The 19248-nt window shown below is 60.3% G+C and carries 19 protein-coding genes; 11 read left to right on the top strand and 8 right to left on the bottom strand.

The features are described 5' to 3' along the window. Nucleotides 1-87: 87 nt before the first annotated feature. Nucleotides 88-417: a DOPA 4,5-dioxygenase family protein gene (locus KDW95_RS15170; RefSeq protein WP_255852661.1), complete on the bottom strand. Its 330-nt coding sequence runs from the start codon at nucleotides 415-417 to the stop codon at nucleotides 88-90. Between the two features lie 104 nt (nucleotides 418-521). Further along, nucleotides 522-857: a nucleoside-diphosphate sugar epimerase/dehydratase gene (locus KDW95_RS15165; protein ID WP_255852660.1), complete on the bottom strand. Its 336-nt coding sequence runs from the start codon at nucleotides 855-857 to the stop codon at nucleotides 522-524. A gap of 105 nt (nucleotides 858-962) precedes the next feature. Between KDW95_RS15165 and KDW95_RS15160 the strand changes: the two genes are divergently transcribed. Then, the gene (locus KDW95_RS15160; protein ID WP_255852659.1) at nucleotides 963-1199 is read left to right on the top strand and encodes a GlsB/YeaQ/YmgE family stress response membrane protein; all 237 of its coding nucleotides are present in this window, start codon (nucleotides 963-965) and stop codon (nucleotides 1197-1199) included. Between the two features lie 349 nt (nucleotides 1200-1548). Here the strand turns inward: KDW95_RS15160 and clpB are convergent, their stop codons facing one another. The 3 genes from clpB to KDW95_RS15145 all read right to left on the bottom strand — a co-directional run bounded on the left by clpB (nucleotide 1549) and on the right by KDW95_RS15145 (nucleotide 5532). Continuing rightward, complete coding sequence (gene clpB / locus KDW95_RS15155; protein ID WP_255852658.1) at nucleotides 1549-4119, bottom strand: ATP-dependent chaperone ClpB; 2571 nt, start codon at nucleotides 4117-4119, stop codon at nucleotides 1549-1551. 218 nt (nucleotides 4120-4337) lie between these two features. Continuing rightward, on the bottom strand, nucleotides 4338-4964 hold the full coding sequence (locus tag KDW95_RS15150; RefSeq protein ID WP_255852657.1) for a M15 family metallopeptidase: 627 nt from the start codon (nucleotides 4962-4964) through the stop codon (nucleotides 4338-4340). Between the two features lie 70 nt (nucleotides 4965-5034). Next, on the bottom strand, nucleotides 5035-5532 hold the full coding sequence (locus KDW95_RS15145) for a MarR family winged helix-turn-helix transcriptional regulator (protein WP_255852656.1): 498 nt from the start codon (nucleotides 5530-5532) through the stop codon (nucleotides 5035-5037). A 321-nt stretch (nucleotides 5533-5853) separates the two neighbouring features. Between KDW95_RS15145 and ectA the strand changes: the two genes are divergently transcribed. From ectA to KDW95_RS15115, 6 genes are all read left to right on the top strand, one after another. Continuing rightward, nucleotides 5854-6369 carry a diaminobutyrate acetyltransferase gene (ectA, locus tag KDW95_RS15140; protein WP_255852655.1) on the top strand — a complete coding sequence of 172 codons (516 nt, stop codon included), beginning with the start codon at nucleotides 5854-5856 and terminating at the stop codon, nucleotides 6367-6369. Between the two features lie 11 nt (nucleotides 6370-6380). Next, nucleotides 6381-7658: a diaminobutyrate--2-oxoglutarate transaminase gene (gene ectB, locus KDW95_RS15135; protein ID WP_255852654.1), complete on the top strand. Its 1278-nt coding sequence runs from the start codon at nucleotides 6381-6383 to the stop codon at nucleotides 7656-7658. 11 nt (nucleotides 7659-7669) lie between these two features. Then, nucleotides 7670-8065, top strand: coding sequence for an ectoine synthase (locus tag KDW95_RS15130; protein ID WP_255852653.1), 396 nt, complete (start codon nucleotides 7670-7672; stop codon nucleotides 8063-8065). 80 nt (nucleotides 8066-8145) lie between these two features. Beyond that, nucleotides 8146-9060 carry an ectoine hydroxylase gene (thpD, locus tag KDW95_RS15125; RefSeq protein ID WP_255852652.1) on the top strand — a complete coding sequence of 305 codons (915 nt, stop codon included), beginning with the start codon at nucleotides 8146-8148 and terminating at the stop codon, nucleotides 9058-9060. A gap of 76 nt (nucleotides 9061-9136) precedes the next feature. Next, nucleotides 9137-10567 carry an aspartate kinase gene (locus KDW95_RS15120; protein WP_255852651.1) on the top strand — a complete coding sequence of 477 codons (1431 nt, stop codon included), beginning with the start codon at nucleotides 9137-9139 and terminating at the stop codon, nucleotides 10565-10567. Nucleotides 10568-10768: 201 nt separating this feature from the next. Then, nucleotides 10769-12013, top strand: a complete 1245-nt coding sequence (locus KDW95_RS15115) for an EAL and HDOD domain-containing protein (protein WP_255852650.1) — start codon at nucleotides 10769-10771, stop codon at nucleotides 12011-12013. Between the two features lie 278 nt (nucleotides 12014-12291). Here the strand turns inward: KDW95_RS15115 and bfr are convergent, their stop codons facing one another. The 3 genes from bfr to ilvD form a co-directional block, all read right to left on the bottom strand. Beyond that, nucleotides 12292-12768 (bottom strand): bacterioferritin, encoded by a 477-nt coding sequence (gene bfr / locus KDW95_RS15110; RefSeq protein WP_255852649.1) that lies wholly within the window; start codon nucleotides 12766-12768, stop codon nucleotides 12292-12294. Nucleotides 12769-12885: 117 nt separating this feature from the next. Beyond that, nucleotides 12886-13080, bottom strand: coding sequence for a (2Fe-2S)-binding protein (locus KDW95_RS15105; protein ID WP_255852648.1), 195 nt, complete (start codon nucleotides 13078-13080; stop codon nucleotides 12886-12888). A 508-nt stretch (nucleotides 13081-13588) separates the two neighbouring features. Then, nucleotides 13589-15433, bottom strand: coding sequence for a dihydroxy-acid dehydratase (gene ilvD / locus KDW95_RS15100; protein WP_255852647.1), 1845 nt, complete (start codon nucleotides 15431-15433; stop codon nucleotides 13589-13591). 324 nt (nucleotides 15434-15757) lie between these two features. Between ilvD and KDW95_RS15095 the strand changes: the two genes are divergently transcribed. Genes KDW95_RS15095 through KDW95_RS15080 form a run of 4 tightly spaced genes read left to right on the top strand, consistent with a single transcriptional unit; the run spans nucleotide 15758 to nucleotide 18746 of the window. Beyond that, complete coding sequence (locus KDW95_RS15095) at nucleotides 15758-16327, top strand: glycine zipper 2TM domain-containing protein (RefSeq protein ID WP_255852646.1); 570 nt, start codon at nucleotides 15758-15760, stop codon at nucleotides 16325-16327. Between the two features lie 36 nt (nucleotides 16328-16363). Beyond that, the gene (locus KDW95_RS15090) at nucleotides 16364-16687 is read left to right on the top strand and encodes a PepSY domain-containing protein (protein ID WP_255852645.1); all 324 of its coding nucleotides are present in this window, start codon (nucleotides 16364-16366) and stop codon (nucleotides 16685-16687) included. Beyond that, nucleotides 16684-17370, top strand: a complete 687-nt coding sequence (locus tag KDW95_RS15085) for a response regulator transcription factor (RefSeq protein WP_255852644.1) — start codon at nucleotides 16684-16686, stop codon at nucleotides 17368-17370. The genes KDW95_RS15090 and KDW95_RS15085 overlap by 4 nt, the downstream gene beginning before the upstream one ends. Further along, nucleotides 17370-18746: an ATP-binding protein gene (locus KDW95_RS15080; RefSeq protein WP_255852643.1), complete on the top strand. Its 1377-nt coding sequence runs from the start codon at nucleotides 17370-17372 to the stop codon at nucleotides 18744-18746. The genes KDW95_RS15085 and KDW95_RS15080 overlap by 1 nt, the downstream gene beginning before the upstream one ends. Nucleotides 18747-19248 lie beyond the last annotated feature (502 nt).

The following is a 19248-nucleotide window of genomic DNA, read 5'->3' as shown; positions in this document are numbered from 1 at the left end:
CTCAGCTCCAGCGGGAGCATTTCCCCCATCCAGCTGGGCCAGCCAGGCGAGTTTGGATGGATGCGCCGAAGTTCTGGGTGCCGTCTGCTACTGAAAGATGCTCAGGTCCAGCGGGAGCATTTCCCCCATCCAGATGGCGTGGTCGGTGTGATCCCTGAGATCGTTATCGGTCACCAGGTGGCAGAAAACGGTCAGGCCGTTTCGATGCTGGGCCAGCCAGGCGAGGGTGCTGCCCAAGTTGTCGATGCGGTCGGACAGCTGGCAGCTCCAGCGCGGGTGGGGCCCGACGTTCTTGCAGTGTATCCGGCCCACCCGCAGTCCCAGGGCGGAACCGGCCTGCTGGCACAGCTCGGTGGCCTGCTGTTGTGTCTGGGCATCGAAGTAGACATGGGCGTGAAAGGCGCTGGCCGGGGTCATGGGGTGTCCTCTGTGGCGTTGTGATCAGTTTGGCCCGGGTGCTCTTTGCGTCAACATCCGGTGCAGCGCGGCTGTTGGGTCCTGGGGCAACTGTGCCGGCAGGGTCAGCAGCGGTATTCGCCGTCGTTCGAGCTCGCTGAGCAGTGCTGTGTCGATGCCGGCCTGGCGTTGTCCTGAACCTCAACCAGGGCGCAGACTCGGTGTTTCAGTGCCAGCGCCAGCACCTCGCTGGGGTAGTGCACCGGTGCATCACCTATCCGGGTGCGGTGGTTCCAGGGTTCGTCGTCGATAAAGGCACGGACCCGGTACCCTGTGCCCTCGTTTAGAGCGGTGTGCCAGCGGTGACAGCCGGTATCGATGCCCAGCATGATCAGGCTGCGGGTTCTTTGGGGTCGCAGCCGTGCCAGTAATCGTCGCCAGCCCTGAATGGGCGCATTCATGGCGTCGTTCCTTTTCTGCGGTAAGCATGGGTCATGCTAAAGCCTGCAGCCTGTCCCCGCGACAGCTGTGTATACTGATGGCTGAATTCTACAGGGAGTGACCAGATGGGTATTCTGATTTTTCTACTGATTGGTGCCATTGCCGGCTGGCTGGCCGGCACCCTGATGAAGGGGCGCGGCTTCGGGCTGCTGGGTAACATGGTGCTGGGTATCGTTGGCGCCGTGGTGGGTGGCCTGCTGTTCGATTTTCTGGGGGTACGCAGCGGCGGCTTTGTCGGCTCGATTATCACCGCCACCCTGGGCGCGGTGATCCTGCTCTACGGCGCCCGCCTGCTGCGGTAAAAGCAGGGGCAAGGGGGAAGGTTCAAGGAGCAAGGGAGAGCGGGCTTCGTGAATCGTAATTAGTGAATCGGAATTTGTAATTGGTAATTGGTAATTGGTAATTGGTAATTGGTTATTCGTAATTCGTGAATCGTGAATCGTAAGCCGTAAGCCGTAAGCCGTAAGCCGTAAGCCGTAAGCCGTAAGCCGTAAGCTGACAGCTTCAGGCTGCTAGCATTGTTAATCACTAATCACGAATCACGAATCACGAATCACGAGTCACGAATCACAAGGAAGGGGCAGCGGTCTGTGCCCCTTCACCCTTCAGCTTGCCCCTTCACCCTTTCCCCCTTTTCACCTCTGGTCGCGTCTAGCGAAAGCTGAACTCGCCGGCTTCCACATCCACGGCGATTGCGTGGCCCGGCGGGTAGGTGCCGGCGAGGATTTCCTGGGCCAGCGGGTTTTCGATCCAGCGCTGGATCGCCCGTTTCAGGGGGCGCGCGCCGTAGACGGGTTCGAAGCCCACTTCGACCAGCTTGTCCATGGCGGTGCCGGTCAGCGTGAGGGTGAGGTCCCGTTCGGCCAGGCGCTTGCGCAGCCGTTCGAGCTGAACCTCGGCGATGCCGGCCACCTGCTCGCGGCGCAGGCTGTGGAACACCACCACCTCGTCGATGCGGTTGATGACTTCGGGGCGAAAGTGCGCACTGACGGACTCCATCACGGCGGCCTGCATCAGGCTGTAGTCGTCATCGTCACTGAAGTTCTGGATCAGGTCTGAGCCCAGGTTCGAGGTCATCACCACGATGGTATTGCGAAAATCCACCGTGCGCCCCTGGCCGTCGGTCAGGCGGCCGTCTTCCAGCACCTGCAGCAGGATGTTGAACACATCCGGGTGCGCCTTTTCGACTTCATCGAGCAGCAGGACCGAGTAGGGTTTGCGCCGCACCGCTTCGGTCAGGTAGCCGCCTTCCTCGTAGCCGACGTAGCCCGGAGGTGCGCCGATCAGTCGGGCCACGGAGTGTTTTTCCATGAATTCCGACATGTCGATGCGCACCATGGCGTCATCGGTATCGAACAGGAAGTTGGCCAGGGTTTTGCAAAGCTCGGTCTTGCCGACGCCGGTGGGGCCCAGGAACAGGAAGCTGCCGTTGGGCCGGTTGGGGTCGGAGAGGCCTGCACGGGAGCGGCGCACCGCATTGGCCACCGCCACGACCGCTTCGTTCTGGCCGATGACGCGCTGGTGCAGCGCCTCTTCCATGCGCAGCAGTTTTTCCCGCTCGCCTTCAAGCATCTTGCTGATGGGGATACCGGTCCAGCGCGAGACCACTTCGGCCACCTCTTCCTCGGTCACCTTGTTGCGCAGCAGGGTGGCTTCCCTGGGTTCCTGCTGGTCGGCGGCGGCGATTTGTTTTTCAAGCTCGGGAATCTGGCCGTACTGCAGCTCGGACATGCGAGTCAGGTCGCCGGCGCGCTTGGCTTGCTCCATTTCCACCCGGGCCTGGTCGAGCTTCTCCTTGATATGCTGGGAGCCCTGCAGCGTGGCCTTCTCGGCCTTCCAGACTTCCTCGAAGTCGGCGTATTCCCGCTCCAGCTTGGAAATATTCTGTACCAGTTCTTCCAGGCGCTTGCGCGATGCCTCGTCGGTTTCTTTCTTCAGGGCTTCGCGTTCCATTTTCAGCTGGATGAGGCGCCGTTCCAGCCGGTCCATGTCTTCGGGCTTGGAGTCCATTTCCATGCGGATGCGCGAGCCCGCTTCGTCGATCAGGTCGATGGCCTTGTCGGGCAGCTGGCGGTCGGTGATGTAGCGCTGGCTCAGGCGCGCCGCGGCGATAATGGCCGAGTCGGTGATGTCGACGCCGTGGTGGATTTCGTAGCGCTCTTTCAGCCCGCGCAGGATGGCGATGGTGTCTTCTTCGCTGGGCTCATCGACGATGATTTTCTGGAAGCGGCGCTCAAGGGCTGCGTCCTTTTCAACGTACTGGCGGTATTCGTTCAGGGTGGTGGCGCCGACGCAGTGCAGCTCGCCGCGGGCCAGGGCGGGCTTGAGCATGTTGCCGGCATCCATGGCGCCCTCGCCCTTGCCGGCGCCCACCATGGTGTGCAGTTCGTCGATAAACAGGATGATCTGGCCTTCCTGCTTGGCCAGCTCGTTGAGCAGTGCCTTGAGACGTTCTTCAAACTCGCCGCGAAACTTGGCACCGGCGATCAGCGCGCCCATGTCCAGCGACAGTACCCGCTTGTGCTTCAGGCCTTCGGGCACTTCACCGTTAACGATACGCTGGGCCAGGCCCTCGGCGATGGCGGTCTTGCCGACGCCGGGCTCGCCGATGAGTACAGGGTTGTTCTTGGTGCGGCGCTGCAGTACCTGGATGGTGCGGCGGATTTCCTCGTCGCGGCCGATCACCGGGTCCAGCTTGCCGGACTCGGCCCGCTCGGTCAGGTCGATACAGTATTTGTCCAGCGCCTGGCGTGATTCCTCGGCATTGGGGTCCTGCACGCTTTCGCCACCGCGCATCTGATTGATCGCCTCTTCCAGTTTGGGTTTGCTGATGCCGGCGGCGCGCAGCAGTTTGCCGACGTCGCCCTTGTCATCGAACATGGCCAGCAGCATCAGTTCGCTGGCGATGTACTGGTCGCCACGTTGCTGGGCCAGCTTGTCCGTGAGGTTGAACAGGCGTGCCATGTTCTGCGACAGGCGAATTTCACCGTCCGGGTTCTGTACCTGGGGCAGGCGCTCCAGGGCTTCGCCGAGTTTCTGTGTCAGCGTTTGCAGGTTGGCGCCGGCGCGGGACAGCAGCGGTCGAATCGAGCCGTCCGTCTGCTCGATGAAGGCCGCCAGCAGGTGCAGCGGTTCCATCATGTTGTGGTCCCGACCGACGGCGAGGGATTGGGCGTCGGACAGGGCTTCCTGCAGCTTGGAGGTGAATTTGTCGGGTCGCATGGAGCCTCCTGGAATCGGAATCAGCCGGGTATGGCTCAGTATATGGAGGCAAAGCCACAGCGCTTCAAGGGGCAAGGGAAAGAGCAGGGGCAAGGGGCAAGGTAAAAGGGGCAAGGGAAAAGCAGGGGCAAGGGGCAAGGTAAAAGGGGCGGAGCTGTCAGTCGTAAGCCGTAAGCCGTAAGCCGTAAGCTTAAAGCTGTCAGCTTACGGCTTAGGGCTTACCGGATTGGAATATCGAAGGCCGTATGGGGGTAGGGTTCGTCACGCAGGGTGAAGTGCCACCACTCGTGGTGAAAGGGGATAAAGCCCGCGGCTGTCATCAGCTGCTGCAGCAGCAGGCGGTTGGCGCGGGCCTGGGGGCTGATGCTGTCGCAGTCGAGCCAGGATTGGGGGCCGAAAAAGTCGAATATGGTGCCCATATCCAGTTCAGTGGGGCGATCCTCGCCGTTATTGAGCGATACGATGGTCAGATCGACGGTGCTGCCGCGGCAATGGCTGGAGCTTTTGCTCAGGTAGCCTTCGCTGAAGAGTTCGGCCTTTTCCAGGCTGGGGTAATAGCGGGTCTTGAGCGCGGCGTCGCAGGGGCTGTCGCACCAGCGCAGAAAATGATCCACGGCCCGCTGGGGGCGGTAGGCATCAAAGATTTTCAGCCCCAGGTCAAAGCGCGCCAGGGCGCGCTGTACACCGACGAGTGCCTGGGCTGCAGGCTCGGTGAGCCAGGCCCTTTGGGCCTCGTAACCGTCGACCGGGGTGCCCATGAAGTTGTCGTCGCCGTGGTATTTCATATCCAGCAGCAGGCCGGGTATTTCATGCTGCAGGTCGACAAAGGGGTGGGCTGCGCTCACTCTGGCTTCCTTGTGGGGGCTGGCTGCTGTAGTCAAGGCTCTGGCTGGTGCTCTGGCTGGTGGCCAGGGCTCAGTCGTGCTTGTCACCGTCGATGGACGAGCGCGCCAGGTCGCCGATATCGAACACCGGCGCTGCATCTATATCCAGGGCGTTGATGATCCCGGCGACGCGCTCCAGCGAGGTGATCACCATCGACTGCTCCCATTCTTCCATGGCTTCGAACTTGCCGATAAACAGGTCCTGCAGGGAGGTGGGGGAATCCGCCAGCAGGCGGGTGCCTGTCTCGGACAGGCAGGCCCACACCTTGCGCTTGTCATGGCTGTCGCGCAGACGCTCAACCAGCTGTTTCTTTTCCAGCCGGTCCAGAATGCTGGTGACCGTGGCCTGGGCCAGGTTCATTTCCCGGGCCAGCAGGCCAATGGTCATGGAGCCGCCTTCGCGCAGCGTCTGCATGGTCAGCAGTTGTGGCAGGGTGAGCCCGCTCACCCGGCTGAGTTGCTTGTCGTGCAGGTCGGTCGCACGAATGATCTGGCGGATCAGGACAAGGGCGGACTGGCTTTTGCTCATGGGGCTCGGGCGCTGCTTTGCTGAGGTTGGACTGTTGCCGTCTTTTTACGGCCTAGTCGGCAATAAAGCAACGACTGCCGTGCACGGGGAGGACGTCGACGCGGTTAACTTTATCGTAATGCTATGTACTTATTTGCGTGTTTGACTAAGTGATCAATAAAAACATTTCGTGTTGCTATTTATTTTTCCAGGTCAGATTGCGCGACATCATACTGTAACTTTCTGTATTTGACTACTTTTTAGTCGCTATTGGCGGTTGATGTTCTATGTTGGATATGTTTTATAATAAAAAGCATCGTAATACGAAAAGTTATTTACCCTATGGATTCTGATTTAATAAAGTTTCGCAAGCCCAGCGACCTTGATGGTCACGGGCTCCACCAGTTGATCTCCCGCTGTGCTCCTCTGGATACCAATTCCGTTTATTGCAACCTGCTGCAGTGCACTGATTTTGCCGATACGGCCATCGCTGCACAGGGGCCAGACGGACAGCTGCTGGGATTCATTTCCGGCTACCGCCCGCCAGGGCGTGAAGACACCCTCTTTGTCTGGCAGGTAGCGGTTGATGCAAGCGCCCGCGGGCTGGGGCTGGGCAGCCGCATGCTGCTGGCGCTGGTCCGCCGCCTCGCACCCCAGGGTGTGCGGCATATAGAAACCACGATTTCACCCGGCAACGATGCGTCAGAAGCCCTGTTCCGCAAGGTTTTTGGACTGCTCGATGCCCCCTGGGAACGGCAGCTGCTGTTTTCCCGCGAGGCCCACTTTGCCGGTCAGCATGATGACGAAATGCTGTACCGCGCCGGCCCCTTCGCACTGCCGATCCCTTCACAGGCTTAACAGGAGAATTTATGAATATTTTCGAACAGAACGAATCCGCCATTCGCAGCTACTGCCGTTCATTCCCGGTGGTCTTCAAACAGGCCAAGGGCGCCGAGCTGGTTGGGCGTGACGACGAGCGCTACATCGACTTTCTCGCCGGCGCTGGCACCCTGAACTACGGCCACAACAACCCCGTACTGAAGCAGGCGCTGATCAAGTACATCGAGTCCGATGGCCTGACCCATGGCCTGGACATGCACACCGATGCCAAGGAAAGCTTCCTGGAAGTGTTCAAGCGCATCATTCTTGAGCCGCGCGGCATGGGCGACTGTGTCGTTCAGTTCACGGGCCCGACCGGCTCCAACTCGGTCGAGGCGGCGCTGAAACTGGCCCGCAAGGTGAAGGGGCGTCGCAACATCATCAGCTTTACCAACGGCTTTCACGGCGTGACCACCGGCGCCCTGGCCTGCACCGGCAACCAGCACCACCGTGGTGCAGCCGGCGTGACCCTGGGTGATGTCACCCGCATGCCGTTCGACGGCTACATGGGTGACAAGATGAACACCCTGGCCTACATGGACAAGCTGCTGAGCGATCCGAGCAGCGGCATCGATCATCCTGCTGCGGTGATCGTGGAAACCGTGCAGGGCGAGGGTGGCCTCAATGTGGCGTCCGCCGACTGGATGCGCCGGCTGGAGCGTCTGTGCCGCAAGCATGACATGCTGCTGATCGTGGATGATATCCAGGCCGGCTGCGGTCGTACGGGGTCCTTCTTCAGCTTTGAAGAGATGGGCATCAAGCCCGATATGGTCACGCTGTCCAAGTCTCTCAGCGGTTACGGTCTGCCGCTGGCGGTGCTGGTGCTGCGCAAGGAACTCGATCAGTGGGAGCCGGGTGAGCACAACGGCACCTTCCGTGGCAACAACCATGCCTTTATCACGGCAACCGCCGCGATTGAAAGCTTCTGGAGCGACACGCGTTTTGCCCAGGAGGTACAGCGCAAGGCGAAGCTGGTGCGTGAGCGCCTGCAGTCCATCGTCCAGCGCCAGGGGCCCAATTCTCTGCGCGTCAAGGGCCGCGGCCTGATGATCGGTATCGAGTGCCCGGATGGCGACCTGGCCGCCAGCGTCTGCAGCCGGGCCTTTGCCCGCAACCTGGTGATCGAAACCAGCGGTGCCCACAGCCAGGTGGTCAAGTGTCTGTGCCCGCTGACCATCACCGATGAGCAGCTCAACAGCGCGCTGGATATTCTGGAAGGTGCCTTTGCCGGCGCCATGGCTGAACAGATCGAAACCGCAGCATCCTGAGGAGGACACCGATGATCGTACGTACATTGCAGGAAGCCGAACAGAGCGAACGCCGCGTTGTCTCCGAGAACTGGGAAAGCACCCGCATGCTGCTCAAGCAGGACAACATGGGGTATTCCTTCCATATCACGACCATTTACGCCGGCACCGAGACCCATATCTGGTACCAGAACCATTTCGAGTCGGTGTACTGCATCAGTGGCGAAGGCGAAATCGAGACCCTGGCCGATGGCAAGGTTTATCCGATTCGTCCGGGCACGCTATACAACCTGGATCAGCACGACGAGCACCTGCTGCGCGCATCATCCGAACTCAAGCTGGCCTGTGTGTTCAACCCGCCGCTCAACGGGCTGGAAGTGCATGACGAAAACGGTGTCTATCCGCTGGAAGCGGATGCCGTTGCCTGATTGGCAGTCAAGGTCCGGGGCTCTGCAGGCCCCGGGCGACTATGATTTACCCCTGTCTTTTTTCATCTGCCGGAGAATCCATGAGTTCGCGTGAAGATCTGTACCCGTCCCGTCAGCAGGCTGAGCCCCTGTGGCTGGAGCGCCAGGACCCTGTGCTGTATCAGCAGGACCTGGCCGCGGCGCCGATAGCGCCTGAGCTGATTGCCCAATACGAGCGCGACGGTTACCTGGTGATTCCCGAACTCTTTTCTGCGGCGGAAGTGGCGGCCATGCAGGCGGAGCTTGAACGTCTGCGTTCGGACCCCGAGGTGCTGGCGTCGGACGAGGCCATTCGCGAGCTGCACAGTGGCGCCTTGCGCTCCCTGTTCGAGATTCACCGCCACGACGGGCTCTTTGCGCAACTGGCCTGTGAGGAGCGCATCGCCGGTGTGGCGCGCTTTATTCTGGGTGGCGATGTCTACGTGCACCAATCGCGCATGAACCTCAAGCCCGGTTTTGCCGGTCGCGAGTTCTACTGGCACTCGGATTTCGAAACCTGGCACGTGGAAGATGGCATGCCACGCATGCGTGCACTGAGCTGCTCGGTCCTGCTGACCGACAACGACAGCAATAACGGCCCACTGATGCTGGTGCCCGGCTCTCACCGCCATTTCATCGGCTGCGTGGGGGAAACACCGGAAAATCACTACCAGTACTCGTTGCGCCGCCAGCAGGTGGGCGTGCCGGATGACGCCAGCCTGAGTCGCATCATCGGGCGTTTCGGTATCGATACCGCCACCGGCCCGGCCGGGTCCGTGGTGTTCTTCGACTGCAATACGCTGCATGGCTCCAACAGCAACATCACGCCGGCACCGCGCAGCAACCTGTTCTATGTGTTCAACCACATCGACAACCGACTGCAGGCACCCTTTTGCGCGCAGCCGCCACGGCCGGCCTTTGTTGCCGAGCGTGGCCCTGCCGAGCCGCTGAACATAGTGGCGCGCGAATACGCCTGACCCGCGGCCGGCCTTCTTTTCACGTGGTGGTACCGGGTGCGACCACGCCAAATTACAAGGGAATTTCCATATCACTATGCATACGGTAGAAAAAATCGGTGGTACGTCCATGAGTCGCTTTGACGAAGTCATGGACAATATCCTGCTGGGCGAGCGCAGTGGCGCTGAGCTTTACAACCGCATCTTTGTTGTCTCGGCCTACGCCGGCATGACCAACCTGCTGCTGGAGCACAAGAAGACCGGCGAGCCCGGGGTCTATGCCCGCTTTGCCGACGCCCACAGTGAGGACGCCTGGCTGGAAGCGCTGGAAAGCGTGCGCGCTCGCATGGTGCAGAAGAACGCCGAGCTGTTCGATGGCGACTACGAGCGCAGCGCCGCCGATCACTTTGTCGAGGAGCGCATCAAGGATGCCCGCGACTGCATGCAAAGCCTGCAGCGACTCTGCACCTATGGTCACTTTCAGCTCGATGAGCACCTGATGAAGGTGCGCGAAATGCTGGCCGCCATTGGCGAGGCGCATAGCGCGCACAATACGGTGCTGGCGCTGCGCAGCCGTGGGGTTAACGCCCGCATGGTCGACCTGACCGGCTGGCACCAGGAAGCCCCCATGGCATTTGAAGACATGGTGCGCAGTGGCTTCGAGAATATTGATCCGTCCACGGAGCTGGCGGTGGCCACCGGCTACACCCATTGTGCGGCCGGGCTGATGAATACCTATGACCGGGGCTACAGCGAGATTACCTTCGCTGAAATCGCCACCGTGACCTCGGCCCGCGAAGCCATTATTCACAAGGAATACCACCTTAGCAGTGCCGATCCGATGCTGGTCGGCACCGATAAGGTGGTGACCATCGGGCGCACCAACTACGACGTGGCTGACCAGCTGTCGAACCTGGGCATGGAGGCCATCCATCCCAAGGCGGCCAAGTCCCTGCGTCGCGCCGGTGTCGAGCTGCGTATCAAGAACGCCTTCGAGCCCGAGCACGATGGCACCCTGATCAGTCAGTCCTACGTCAGTGACCGTCCCTGCGTTGAAATCGTCGCCGGACGCAAGGATGTCTTCGGGCTGGAGGTGTTCGATCAGGAGATGCTCGGCGATGTGGCCTACGACATGGAGCTGACGCGCCTGCTCAAACAGCTCAAGCTCTACGTGGTGAACAAGGACTCGGATGCCAACAGCATCACCTATTACGTGTCCGGTTCGCGCAAGATGGTCAACCGTGCCGCCCGCCTGGTGGAGGAGCGCTACACCGATGCCGAGGTGACGGTGCACAACGTGGCCATCGTCTCGGCCATCGGCTCGGACCTCAAGGTCAAGGGCATGCTGGCGCGCATGATGTCGGCCATGGCGGATGCCGGCATCAGCGTGCAGGCGGTACATCAGTCGATTCGCCAGGTGCAGATGCAGTGTGTGGTCAAGGAAGATGACTACGCCCAGAGCGTGGCCGTACTGCACAGCGCGCTGGTGGAGCGTGAAGGTTACGCGGATGTGATCTCGGCCGCCTGAGATGGCTTGCCTGGCAAGCGCTTGAAAGGGCAAGGGAATGGCATGGAAAACCCGGGCATTGTGTCCGGGTTTTTGCGTTTTTGTGGCCGCTGCCCGGCGGCCGCGGTCACGGGGGCAGGCTGGATTCGATTTTGCCGCTGCTTAGTGTCATTATTGAGACAATTTTTACAAGATCGACTGTGAAACATGGAGAGCCGAGTCGTGAGCGCAGCGCTTAAATCCCTGAACGACACAGAACAGTTGCCCGTGCTACTGGCGCGCCAGCCCATTTATACCAAGAACCAGGACGTGGTTGCCTATGAGCTGCTGTTCCGCAGCCAGTCCGGTGAAGTGGATCGCTCTATTACCGATGACGCGGCGACCCTGGCGGTTATCACCAATTCCTATGCCAGCGTCTGTAGCGGTGGCGAGATTCGTACTCTGCCCTGTTATCTCAAGCTCACCGACAAGGTGCTGATGAATGCCAACTTTCCCGAGCTTCCCAAGGAGCAGTTTGCGCTGGAGCTGCTCGGTCACACCGAGGTCACGCCTGAGCTGCTGGAGCGCCTGAAGCAGCTGGCCCGTGTGGGCTATCGCCTGGTGCTGGCGGATTATGATCCGAGCAATCCGAAATTCGACCCGCTGTTGTCCATCGTGCATGTCCTCAAGCTCGATATTCTCAAGCTGGGGCTAAAGGAGCTGCCGGACATTATCCGCAAGCTCAAACCTCACCATCTGGAGTTGCTGGCAGACAAGGTCGAGAACAAGGAGCAGTTTCGGCAGTGCCTTGAAATGGGCTTCTCGCTCTACCAGGGCTATTTTCTGAGCATGCCGGTTCCGGTGCGCGGCAAGAAGATCGTTGGCAACAAGGTTATTCTGCTGCAGCTGCTGGCTGAATTGCAGAACCCGGATACCACGGCGGCGGCGCTGGAACAGATCGCGGTCAATGACGCTGCGTTGACCTACAAGATCCTGCGGGTGGTGAACTCGGCAGCTTTCAGTTTGCGCCGGGAGATCGAGTCCCTTTCCCATGCCATTACCCTGCTGGGGCTGGACCAGATCCGCCGCTGGGTCACCCTGTTTCTGGCCAGTGCCGAACCTGGCAAGCCCGATGAGCTGACCCGCAACATGCTGGTGCGCGGTCGCATGTGCGAGCTGTTGGCCGAGCTGATGGGGCGGACCAATACGCTAAACTATTTTGTTGTTGGTTTGCTGTCCAAGCTGGATGTGCTGCTGGATATCGAGATGGCCGAACTGATGGAGCAGGTGCCGCTGCAGCAGGAGATCAAGGTCGCGCTACTGACCCGCACAGGCGGGCTGGGCGAGGTGCTGCAGGATGTCGAGGTATACGAACAGGGTGATTTCGCGGCTCTGAAGAAGTTCGTGGAGCCGTCCTTTTACGAGGTGGCCTACCGTCACAGCCTGCTATGGGCGCAAACGGTAATGCAGGCGATGTCTGAAGACTAGGTCCTGGAAAAAGGTGAAAGCTGAAAGGTACAAGGTGTGAAAGGTGACTGGTGAGTCGTAATTGGTAAACAGGCAGCTTTCAGCCGTATGCTCACAGCTTTAAGTTAACGGCTGAAAGCTCTAAGCGCCTCGAAACCCGCTTGGGGCTCATTTTCCGGAATTCGCAAACTCCCCTGAAAACCGCTCCTGCGTTTTCAGGATTTTCTCCATCCATGGCGGTCATTCCAGGGCTAGGCGTGCTGAAAGCTGATAGCTCTAAGCTGACAGCTGCTTTCCCCCTAGCTGGCGCTTTCCATCTGGGATTGCAGATAATTCTGCAAACCGACCTTGTTGATCAGTTCCAGCTGGGTCTCCAGATAGTCGATGTGTTCTTCTTCCGACTCGAGTATGTCTTCCAGCAGTTCTCGGCTGGTGTAATCCTGTACCTTCTCGCAGTACTTGATGCCTTCGCGCAGATCCGGCAGGGCGTCCAGCTCCAGGGCCAGGTCGCACTCCAGCATTTCCTGGGTGTCTTCACCGATGCGCAGTTTGCCGAGGTTTTGCAGATTGGGCAGGCCTTCCAGAAACAGGATGCGTTCGATCAGCCGGTCGGCGTGTTTCATCTCATCAATGGATTCGTGGTATTCGTGATCGGCCAGGGCTTTCAGGCCCCAGTCTTTCCACATGCGCGAATGCAGGAAGTACTGATTGATGGCAACCAGCTCGTTGTACAGAGCCTTGTTGAGATGTTCGAGAACTTTCTTGTCGCCTTTCATGCCACTGTCTCCGCGTTGGGTGAACAGCAAACAGTATTGAAGGCGGGGGGCGGTCTGTCAAAGCCGATCGGGAAGCGGGTTTCCGACGGCTGCCTGGCGCTTATCGCAGGCAGGGATTCAGGCCGCGATAACTTCTTCGGCGAGGTGAGCAAAGGGGTGGTTGGCGATGATCTGGCGGGTAGCGCAGACGCACTTGCCGCATTCCGAACCGACACCCAGCTCGCGGTACACGTCACGCAGCGTGCGGGCGCCCTGATCGAGGGCATCGCGAATCTGGCGGTCGCTGATATTCTTGCAAATACAGACTTTCATGGCTCGACCCGTTAGTGTCTTGATACGGAATGGTAATGATAATAGTTATCATCGCGTTTCTTGGCAAGGACTTATTTCCGGCTGAACTTGAAAGATATTTGATATTTTTTGGCTATTTGTTTTGGGTTTTAGATAGTTTTTCGTAAGTTGTCATTCGTCATTGGTAAAGGTGCAGGGTTCAAGGGGCAAGGTTCAAGGTGAAAGGGAGCGAAGGGCAGTTCGTAGAAAGGAGCCCCCAGGCGAGTTTCGAGGTTATAAAGCAGGTGCAAGGGAGAAGGTAAAGCCAAGGCAAGGGCAAAGCCTCGTAGGATGCGGTGGAGCGCAGCGCAACCCATCAATCTGTGGTTCATTGTTGGGTTACGTCCCTTCGGGCCTACAACCTACCTGGTCTCTGGAATTCGTAGGTACCTTTTCTCCCTTGTACCTTGTACCTTGAACCTTGTCCCTTGCCCCTGCTCTACGCAAAAGGCAGCCGAAGCTGCCTTTTGTCGTTGCCGCTGCGCCAGACTTAGTCCAGCTTGGTGAGGTCGCGTACCGCGCCCTTGTCAGCGCTGGTGGCCAGCAGGGCGTAGGCCTTGAGGGCGGCAGATACCTTGCGCGGACGCGGTTCTGCCGGCTTCCAGCCATCCTTGCCTTTCTTGTCCATGGCCGCGCGGCGATGGGACAGCTCTTCCATGGACAGTTTTACGTCGATGGTGCGGTTGGGGATATCAATGCGGATGATGTCGCCGCTTTCCACCAGGCCAATGGCGCCGCCGGCACCGGCTTCAGGCGAGACGTGGCCGATGGACAGGCCGGAGGTGCCGCCGGAGAAGCGACCATCGGTCAGCAGGGCGCAGGACTTGCCCAGCCCCTTGGACTTGAGGTAGGACGTGGGATAGAGCATTTCCTGCATGCCGGGGCCGCCCTTGGGGCCTTCGTAGCGCACGATCACGACGTGGCCGGGCTTGACCCGGTCTTCCAGAATATGGCGCACGGCCTCGTCCTGGGACTCGGTGATATGGGCCGGGCCTTCAAACACCAGGTTCTCGTCGTCGACACCGGCGGTTTTCACCACGCAGCCGTCTTCGGCGATGTTGCCGTACAGCACGGCCAGGCCGCCCTCCAGTGAGAAGGCGTGTTCAATGGAGCGAATGCAGCCGTTTTCGCGGTCGCCGTCCAGGGTGGGCCAGCGGGTTGCCTGGCTGAAGGCCGTCTGGGTCGGGATGCCGGCGGGACCGGCCTTGAAGAACTCCACCACGGCCGGGGACGGGTTGCGCATGATATCCCACTTGTCCAGGGCGGCCTTCATGCTGCTGCTGTGGACCGTCGGGATGTCGCTGTGCAGCTTGCCGGCGCGGTCCAGTTCACCCAGGATGGCCATGATGCCGCCGGCGCGGTGCACGTCCTCGACGTGGTACTTGGGCGTGTTTGGCGCCACCTTGCACAGCTGGGGCACCACGTGGGACAGGCGATCGATGTCCTTGAGGGTGAAGTCGACTTCGGCTTCCAGGGCGATGGCCAGCAGGTGCAGGATGGTGTTGGTGGAACCGCCCATGGCGATGTCCAGCGTCATGGCGTTCTCGAACGCCTTGAAATTGCCGATGCTGCGCGGCAGGGCACTTTCGTCGTCCTGTTCGTAGTAGCGCTTGGCCAGTTTAACGATGGTGCGGCCGGCTTCAAGGAACAGTTCTTCACGGTCGGCATGGGTGGCCAGAACGGTACCGTTGCCCGGCAGGGACAGGCCCAGGGCTTCGGTCAGGCAGTTCATGGAGTTGGCGGTGAACATGCCGGAGCAGGAACCGCAGGTCGGGCAGGCGGATCTTTCGTATTCGGCCACTTTTTCGTCGGAGGCGCTGTCATCGGCGGCGATAACCATGGCATCGACCAGGTCCAGCTTGTTCTCGGACAGCTTGGTCTTGCCGGCTTCCATCGGGCCGCCGGACACGAAAACGACCGGAATGTTGAGGCGCATGGCGGCCATCAGCATTCCCGGGGTGATCTTGTCACAGTTGGAAATGCACACCAGCGCATCGGCGCAGTGGGCGTTGACCATGTATTCCACGGAGTCGGCGATGATGTCGCGGCTTGGCAGCGAATACAGCATGCCGTCATGCCCCATGGCGATGCCGTCATCGACCGCGATGGTGTTGAATTCCTTGGCGACGCCGCCAGCCTTCTCGATTTCGCGGGCGACCAGCTGGCCCATGTCCTTGAGGTGGACGTGGCCGGGTACGAACTGGGTAAAGGAGTTGGCGATGGCGATGATCGGCTTGTGGAAATCCTCGTCAGTCATTCCGGTTGCGCGCCAGAGCGCGCGTGCGCCGGCCATGTTGCGACCGGCTGTCGAGGTCTTGGAACGATATTGCGGCATGACCTTGTGTCCTCGGCTGCTGCGGCGCGCCAGCACGGCTGGCGACACACCTGTATGGGGAAAGCGCGAGTATAACAGAAGCCCCGCAGGGAGCAGTACTGCTCCCTTGATGAACCTTGGACCTCGAACCTCGAACCTCGAACCCCGAACCCCGAACCCCGAACCCCGAACCCCGAACCTTGAACCTTGAACCTTGAACCTTGGGCCTTGGACCTCGATCCTCGAACCTTGCCGCAGGCCCGCTGCGAGTTAATGCCGGATTCAGCAGTCGGTGACTAAAGTGGGTGCCAGAGTGAAGCATTCCTGAGACCTGAGGAGGCAGCTATGTCACGCATTCTATGCACAGGATTAATCGCCATCTGGCTGCTGGCGCCCATGGCCCAGGCCGGCTCCCAGGACCATGATGACTGGCGTGAATCCCGCCATCATGGTCGCTATGATTACGCCAAGGTGGTGGACGTCGATCCCATTATCCAGCGCGAGCGGATTCGGGTTGAACGCGAAGTCTGCTGGAACGAGGAAGTCCGGGTACGGGCCGACGGTTATCATCGCGGCAATGCGATAGGTGGTGCCGTGGTGGGCGGTGTTATCGGTGGTGTGGTTGGCCACGAGTTGAGTCACGGTCGTCATCACAACCAGGTGGGGACGGCCGTCGGCGTTGCCGTCGGGGCGACGCTGGGGCACCAGCTGGCGGGGCGTCATCAGTCGCGTTACGAAACCGTGCTTGAGCGCCGTTGTGCCGTAAAACCCGATCTGGAGTATCATGAAGCCGTCACCGGATACCGCGTCAAATACCGTTACAAAGGCCGGGTCTACCACACCCGGACTGCGGAACACCCGGGCAAGCGAATTCGCGTCAAGGTGGATGTCAAACCTGCGCACTGGCATGGCTGAAGGGCCGGAAAAGAATAGAACGAGGAGCGGACCCTGATGTTGCGAACCTTTAGTCTCCGGCGGCTGCCGGGTATCAGTTTGATGGTATGCGTGCTGATGCTGAGTCTGGCTCCCCTTTCTCAGGCCCAGAACAGTGCAAGACCCCAGTTACTGCAGGTGGCGGAACGGGGCTTCAGTGTGCAGCAGGCGGTCGAACTGGTTCGTAGCCGATACAAGGGCCAGGTCGTCAAGGCGACCGAAATCGAGTTTCAGGGGCGCCCGGCCTACCGAATCCGCCTGGTCAATGCCGGGCGGGTGCGGGATGTGCTGGTGGATGCCCAGTCGGGTCAGATAATCAATGCCAGGGGAAACGACGGATGAAAGTACTGATCGTCGAAGATGACAAGGATTTGCGCCGCCAGCTGAAAACGGCGCTGGAGAGTCGCGGCTATACCGTGGAAGAAAGTGCCGACGGTGAGGATGCCGCCTACATGGGGACGGAATACCCCTATGACCTGGCGGTGGTGGACCTGGGGCTGCCCAAGCTGTCCGGCGTCGAGGTCATCCGTCGCTGGCGTGCCGAACAGAAGATGTTCCCGGTGCTGATTCTGACCGCCCGGGGCGACTGGCAGGACAAGGTCGAGGGGCTGGAGGCCGGTGCCGATGACTACCTGGTCAAGCCGTTCCACATGGAAGAGCTGATGGCGCGCCTGAATGCGCTGGTACGACGGGCCGCTGGCCATGCCACGCCGGTGTTGCGTTTTGGTCCTATCGCGCTGGATACCTCGGGCCGGGTGGTGACGCTGGATGAGCGGCCGGTGAAGCTCACCAGCTACGAGTTCCGCACGCTGGAATACCTGATCCTGAATGCCGGCAAAACCATCTCCAAGACCGAGCTGACCGAGCACCTGTATCACCAGGACTTTGACCGCGACAGTAATGTGCTGGAGGTGTTTATTCGCCGCCTGCGCCAGAAGCTGGACCCGGACCAGACGCTGCAGCCTATCACGACGGTGCGCGGGCTGGGGTACCGCTTTGACCTGGCGCCGGTGACCGAGGCCTGATGCGGCGATTGCTTCGTCCCCGGGTGCGCTCGCTACGGGCGCGCCTGCTGGTTTTCTCATGCAGCCTGCTGCCGGTGGTGTTTTTCAGCGCCTGGTTTGCGCTGCAAAACGCCTTTCTGCACAGCCTCGAAACCGCCGAACGTGAACGCCTCAAGCTGCAGGTTTATCTGCTGCTTGGGGCGGCCGAGTTTCAGGCCGGCCGGCTCAGCATTCCCCAGGCATTGCGCGAGCCGCGTTTTGGGCAGGTTGAGTCGGGCCTTTACGGGGTGATCGAGAGTCGCAGCGGCGCGCTGCAATGGCGCTCCGAGTCCAGCATGCTGTTGCCAGCCGCCCTGTTGCTGGCATTGCACGATACCCCGCTGACGCCCGGTGACGTGCTCTTTACCCACCTGCCCGAACACGGCCTCTATCTCTACCAGTACCCGGTGGTCTGGGAAAGCGCAGGCCAGGAGCACCAGTACCTGATCAACGTGCTGGAAACCGACCTGCCGTTGCAAACTGAGTTGCGGGCCTATCGCAACCAGCTGGTGAGCTGGCTCAGCCTGCTGTTTGTACTGGCACTGCTGGTGCAGTACGTGATCCTGCGCTGGAGTCTCAAGCCGCTGGATGCGCTGGCGCTGGATCTCAAGCGCATCGAAAGCGGCGATGCCCGCCAGCTCGAGGGGGACTATCCGCTGGAAGTGCAGCCGGTCACGGAAAACCTCAACCTGCTGCTCGACAGCGAACGGCGTCAGCGCGAGCGCTACCGCAATACCCTGGGCGACCTGGCCCACAGCCTGAAGACACCGCTGGCGGTGATTCATGGCCTGGCCGAGGAAGCGCTGCCGTACGAGGAATACCAGCATATCGTGAATGATCAGACCGAGCGCATGGGTCAGATTGTGCAGTACCAGCTGGCCCGGGCCGTAAAAAGCCAGGGGCGGCAGATGTCGGCGGGCGTGGATGTGGCGCCCGTGGTGCAGCGCATTTCCCAGGCGCTGCTCAAGGTTTACCGTGACAAGGGGGTACGGATCGACCTGCAACTGGCCGAGGGGCTGCGCTTTGCCGGTGACGAGCGGGACCTGATGGAGCTGCTGGGCAACCTGCTGGAAAACGCCTGCAAGTACGGTGAGCAGCAGGTCCGGGTCGTCGCCGGCCTGCAGGACGCCGACAACCTGCAGGTCTATATCGATGACGATGGTGCCGGGGTTTCGGCCGAGCGCCGCGATGTGGTGCTGCAGCGCGGCGAGCGCCTGGATACGTCGGCGCCTGGCCAGGGCATTGGTCTGGCGGTGGCGGTGGATATTCTCAGCAGCTACAACGGCGAACTCAGTATCCACGAGTCGCCGCTTGGCGGTGCCCGTTTCCGCATTCTGCTGCCGGCCGTCCCTGTCTAGACTTACATCGACCCACTTCGATCGTTGAGATGAGATTAAGGTGACCCTGTTGGAGCTTGTGCAGGCTGGAGTATCGGAGCGGTTTGAATGTCCGTTTTTCGCCTGTCGGCGACATACTTTCTTTGCTCGTGCAAAGAAAGTATGCAAAGAAAGCACGCCCCGATGACGCCTATTCGCTGTGCTCTGAGGTCATTCGGCGGGCTGCGCTGACGGTACATCCATGTACCTCATCGCAGGCGCATCAGTCCCTGTTGCGCCCCTTCGGGCCTATTCGTCGAATGACCTCAGTGCTCGCTGGCTTCATAAGGGGTAGCAAGAGCCGTTCTGACGCCCCGGTGAAATGGATGCTTTCGTAGGGTGCTGATGAGCGTAGCGAATCGCACCGTTTACCCAAGCGAATTGCTTCGGGCGGCGTTCCGTCGTGCGGCGGTTCGCCGCCATGCTTAATTGATCATTATACGCACACTAGAACACTTTCATCTTACCTCGACCCATATCCGGC

It is taken from the genome of Marinobacterium rhizophilum (assembly GCF_024397915.1).
Classification (GTDB): domain Bacteria; phylum Pseudomonadota; class Gammaproteobacteria; order Pseudomonadales; family Balneatricaceae; genus Marinobacterium_A; species Marinobacterium_A rhizophilum_A.
Note: the sequence above shows the minus strand (reverse complement) of the source record. Positions and strands in the feature narration are given on the sequence as shown.